Origin of the sequence: Vibrio harveyi NBRC 15634 = ATCC 14126 = KCTC 12724 (assembly GCF_001591145.1) — a bacterium.
Lineage (GTDB): Bacteria > Pseudomonadota > Gammaproteobacteria > Enterobacterales > Vibrionaceae > Vibrio > Vibrio harveyi.
In genome coordinates this window covers 1-624 of sequence record NZ_BCUF01000168.1, presented here as the reverse complement: position 1 = coordinate 624, position 624 = coordinate 1, and the positions used below count along the sequence as shown (strand labels likewise).

Here is a 624-nt window from a genome sequence, read left to right as displayed (position 1 = left end):
GTTTGTTAGGTTTATGATTTTACGATGTAAGTGACAATATTCTTTGAATATAAGCTGCTTTAGCCTCAGGATAATCCTCCCTACTGACGCCATTTGCAACTAAGCCCTGTTTGAGGGCATTGTACTCGATTAGCAACTCTCGGTTTTGAATGTGAGCATCTCTAAATTGAATATGTCTTCTTAACTTTGAGTCACCCTTCTCATAAGCATGAACATGGATATAATCGAAACGTTCGTTATCGTTGTAATATGTAAAGAAACAACGACCTTCAACACCCTGCTCTCCTTTGCAAGTAAAGCCTAGAGATTCGAGCGCTAGAATGTTTTGCTTAAGAGTTAAATTGTCATTATATGCGATACCTATATCTATTATCGGTTTTGCAATTGAGCCTGGGATCGCTGTACTACCTATATGATAAATAGCCACACCGCCCAAATTAGGCGCAATCGCGCTAACAATGAGATCATAGGCTGCAGACCATGTATGGACATAGTCGGTTAACTGGACTGTAAAACGCTCTAGCCCTACACCTAACTCCTCAAGTCGCTTTATCAACTCAGATTTATCCACTTTAACTTCCCATGTTAACTCGTAAACCTAACGCCTTGTTAAGGGGTGAGCAA

General features: G+C 40.2%; 1 protein-coding gene. It reads right to left on the bottom strand.

The genetic code is table 11. The annotated features are described in order from the left end of the window. Positions 1-19: 19 nt before the first annotated feature. Positions 20-571 (bottom strand): GrpB family protein, encoded by a 552-nt coding sequence (locus tag VHA02S_RS25035; protein ID WP_038899244.1) that lies wholly within the window; start codon positions 569-571, stop codon positions 20-22. Positions 572-624: the final 53 nt, after the last annotated feature.